This is a genomic window from Amphibacillus indicireducens (genome assembly GCF_039539605.1).
Classification (GTDB): Bacteria; Bacillota; Bacilli; order Bacillales; family Amphibacillaceae; genus Amphibacillus; species Amphibacillus indicireducens.
The window spans coordinates 1-3,674 of the sequence record NZ_BAABDL010000080.1 but is presented as its reverse complement, the minus strand read 5'-3'; the positions used below and the strand labels follow the sequence as shown (position 1 = coordinate 3,674).

General features: G+C 36.5%; 3 protein-coding genes. 2 read left to right on the top strand and 1 reads right to left on the bottom strand.

The window, feature by feature from the left end; translation table 11 throughout:
• Nucleotides 1–121 precede the first annotated feature (121 nt).
• A complete protein-coding gene (locus tag ABD814_RS07660; protein ID WP_344911902.1) occupies nucleotides 122–895 on the top strand; it encodes a helix-turn-helix domain-containing protein in 774 nt (257 codons plus the stop codon).
• Between the two features lie 199 nt (nucleotides 896–1,094).
• Here ABD814_RS07660 and ABD814_RS07655 read toward each other — a convergent pair whose 3' ends face one another.
• Nucleotides 1,095–2,543: a glycoside hydrolase family 43 protein gene (locus ABD814_RS07655; protein ID WP_344911901.1), complete on the bottom strand. Its 1,449-nt coding sequence runs from the start codon at nucleotides 2,541–2,543 to the stop codon at nucleotides 1,095–1,097.
• A gap of 452 nt (nucleotides 2,544–2,995) precedes the next feature.
• Between ABD814_RS07655 and ABD814_RS07650 the strand changes: the two genes are divergently transcribed.
• Nucleotides 2,996–3,674 (top strand): transposase (locus ABD814_RS07650; RefSeq protein ID WP_344911899.1); only part of this gene is annotated, 679 nt, incomplete at its 3' end.

Below are 3,674 nucleotides of genomic sequence, written 5' to 3'. Positions count from 1 at the left end.
TAACTGGCATTCACTTTTGGCAATTTAATGGGCAAATCACCTATAAAAAATCAAGTTATGAATAATGCAGGATAGCTAGTTAATTAATTTAAGTAATATCTAAATGAGGAGGCATATTTTTATGCATAACATATTATTAATCGATTCTAATGAGCAATCAATAGATAAGATTAAAGGAAAAATTGATTGGGCATATTATGGTTTTATTATTCAGGATGCTGTGATGACGATTGCTGATGGTCTTTCCTTAATTAATGATAAATCTTACGATCTCTATTTATTAAATCTTACACACCTTGACATATTCGGTTTTAAATTTTGCGAGCAAATTAGAAAGCAAACGGCAAATCCTATTCTTCTAATCGGTGGAGAAAAAGATTTTAACTTGGTTCGTCAAGCGATGAATTTGCGCGTTAATGATTATCTACCTAATCCAGTAGCAAATGAAGAATTAGTTGATAGTATAATGAAGATAAAAGAATCTATCGAGGAAAAGAAAGCGAAGGTTCTAACCTACAATACAAATCAATCTCAACCGAAGACTGCTTCAAATATTATTGATATTGTAAAAGATTACGTTGAGCAATCGATTCATGAGAATATTACGCTGAAAGAAATTTCCGATACATTGCATTATAATGCTTCTTATTTAGGCCAAAAGTTTAAATGCCAAGAAAAGATGACATTTATTCAATACCTCCTTGAACAACGTATGGAGAAAGCAAAATACCTTCTTCGTTTTACAGATATGAAGATCTACCAAATCGCTTATCAAGTTGGCTATACGGATTTGGATTGGTTTTACAAAAAATTTAAATCACATACTGGTGTGAGTGCCTCTGTTTACAGAGAAACTTCAAGTGAAGAAGTAGTCAATCAACAACATTCAATCTAATGAAATCATATTTTTGATTTATATATATTTTTTCAAATCTTTAATACCCCATTTATCTGACCTTAGCATGGTAATCATGTTAAGGTTCTTTTTTTAGATTCCTTTTGATTTTAAAACCTAAAAAGGGCCCCACCCATAGTCAAGTTGACTAGGTGGAACCCTTTATTTCTTCATGACAGTTCTTTTTTAATTTAACTTGTTATTTCTTAAATGACCAACTGGCTAATTGAAATAGCGTTTGATCATTGACTCCTCTGAATACAAAGTAAATATCATGAACACCTTCTATTTCTGATACAGAAGCTGATACATGATCCCAATTATCTAAACCACCAGTGTTTGGTACATCAATGGTGCTAATTATATCGCCGTCTAGACTGTCTATACGCACTTCAATCGATCCATCATTCGCGTCACTCGCTACTTTAACAATGACTTCTGAAGCACCATCGCTAAAATCTGCTGAGGCAATGCCTATCCAATCTCCATTTTCAATGTCTGTTAAAACTAGATTTGGTTGACTTGCATCGGTATTTTCAAGTTCTTTAACATTTATGCCTGCCTGCCATGCCATTGTTACAGCTGACACCGTTTCGTATGGGTTAAAGTCCTTAACCTTCTTAACCCCTTGCATATCTGCTTTAATATCTTCAATTACACCATTTTCACCGAATATAACTTCATTTAAATGCGTTGAGCGATAACCGTTTGATACACCCATTGCAGCCGACACCGTTTGTGCATGATAAGCAATGTACCATGTATCTTTGAACTTAAACATGGCATGGTGGTTATTTCCTGAAACATCGAAGAAATGACCAGGATTCTTTAAAAATGACTTTTGATATGTCCATGGACCCATTGGGTTCTCACTTATTAAATATGCGATTTCACCTGCTGCTGGTGCTCCTTCTGGTCGTTCACCTGTGAAAAAGTTTGAACAATATGAGTAATAATATAGGCCGTCTCGCTTATTGATTCCACCACTTTCAAACATGAATGGTGCTGGAATCGGCTTTGCTTCCCCGACAACACTGATCATATCATCGCCAAGTTGCATCGAACGTGCCGTGTTTGGCATCTCAAACTCACCTTCAGGAACACCTCCACCAAAGTATAAGTAACCCGTTCCATCATCATCGACTAATACGGCTGGATCAAATAACCAAGGTACACCTTGGACGCCTGGTAAATCTCTAGAAATAATCGGTTTGTTGATTGGATCAACCCATGGTCCCAGTGGTGAATCACTCGTAACAACACCAATATTACTTCCGTTATTGGCAAAATAAATAAAGAATTTATCTTTTCCGTCTATCACTTTGTGAGCAATAGCGGGTGCCCATGAGTTTACTGCCCATTTAGCTGCTCCATTTGGACCCGCTACTTTGATCACTCCATGATCAGTCCAGTTTACTAAGTCCGCTGAAGAGATAACCGTCAAGGTATTAATATTACCGTACTTGTTTTCCGTAATGTTACCTTCTTCATCGTATTCAAATTCATCATTTGTCGCATATAAATATACGCGATCGTTATACACTAGCGCATACGGATCAGCACCAAACTTATGTGATACAAGTGGATTACCGTAAGGCGGCTTTTTTGCGATCGGTTCAGTTAGTTGCTCATTATTTTTTTGATTCACTATAATTGACACTCCCCTTAAAATTTTTGATAAAAATCCTTATTATGACTACATTGTAAGTGGATTGCTAACATTCAACAACCCGATAAGTTCCCAGCTTTCACCCTACAATATTTAGATTTATAGGTCTAAACAACTATTTTTATGTTTGTTATTTTTCATCTTCCAATGCCCATTTAATTGCTGGTTCAAGCATTTGATTCCAAAATCCAAAATCATGTCCACCTTTTTTCTCATGATAGACGACAGGGACAGATAAATGTTCTAGATCCTTAACTAATTGACGAGAGCCTTCAACCTAGATTATTCACAGCCCGACCATAAGCCGCTAAGAAACTGCGTTAAATCAATTAAAAATACACAATCGATCTTTCACTAATTAAGTGAAAAGGAGCCCGATCTTTGATATTGTATAAGTGTCTAAACAAACACAATTCAAGGAGGGCTCCATAATGAAAAGTGTAATCGAAAAGTCACTTCATTTCAACAAAATGATCAAAGTTAATTTTGACGGCGGGAATTTAACCTCAGACTCAGGGCTATTATTGTACAAAGAGTTCGATGAAAAGATTGGACTCGGCCAGTCCATTCGAGAGATGCTTCAAGTCAAAGACCCTGTAGACCACCGAGAACATACCAATCCTGATGTCGTCATTCAAAAAATTTATCAACATATTTCCGGTTATCACACAGATGACCATGCGGATGAATTAAAATATGAACCGATGTTTACCACGATTCTGGATAAGAGACGATTAGCTTCACAACCGACGCTGTCACGCCTAAATCAAAAATTTGATCAAGAAACGATGAAGCAACTCCAACAGGTTAATCAACAATTAAATCGACGAATTCAAACGATTCAGCCGAGTGAGCATTTTGTTTTTGATTTGGATTCGGCAAATTTCACGACCTGTGGTCATCAATATGGCACAGACTACAATGCCCATTATCAAACAAACGGTTACCATCCACTCGTATTATTTGATGGCTTAACGGGCGATTGTATCAAAGCTGTTCTTCGTGCAGGCAATGTCTATACGTCTCGTAATGTCGTCAGCTTTGTTGGTCCTGTGATCAAGGAATATAAAAAAATAAATCCAAGTGCAACTATCGCTGTCAGGGGTGATA

Bases quoted from the DNA above. Each gene is read 5' to 3' on its own strand.
- ABD814_RS07660 (WP_344911902.1), top strand. From the start codon at position 122: ATGCATAACATATTATTAATCGATTCTAATGAGCAATCAATAGATAAG.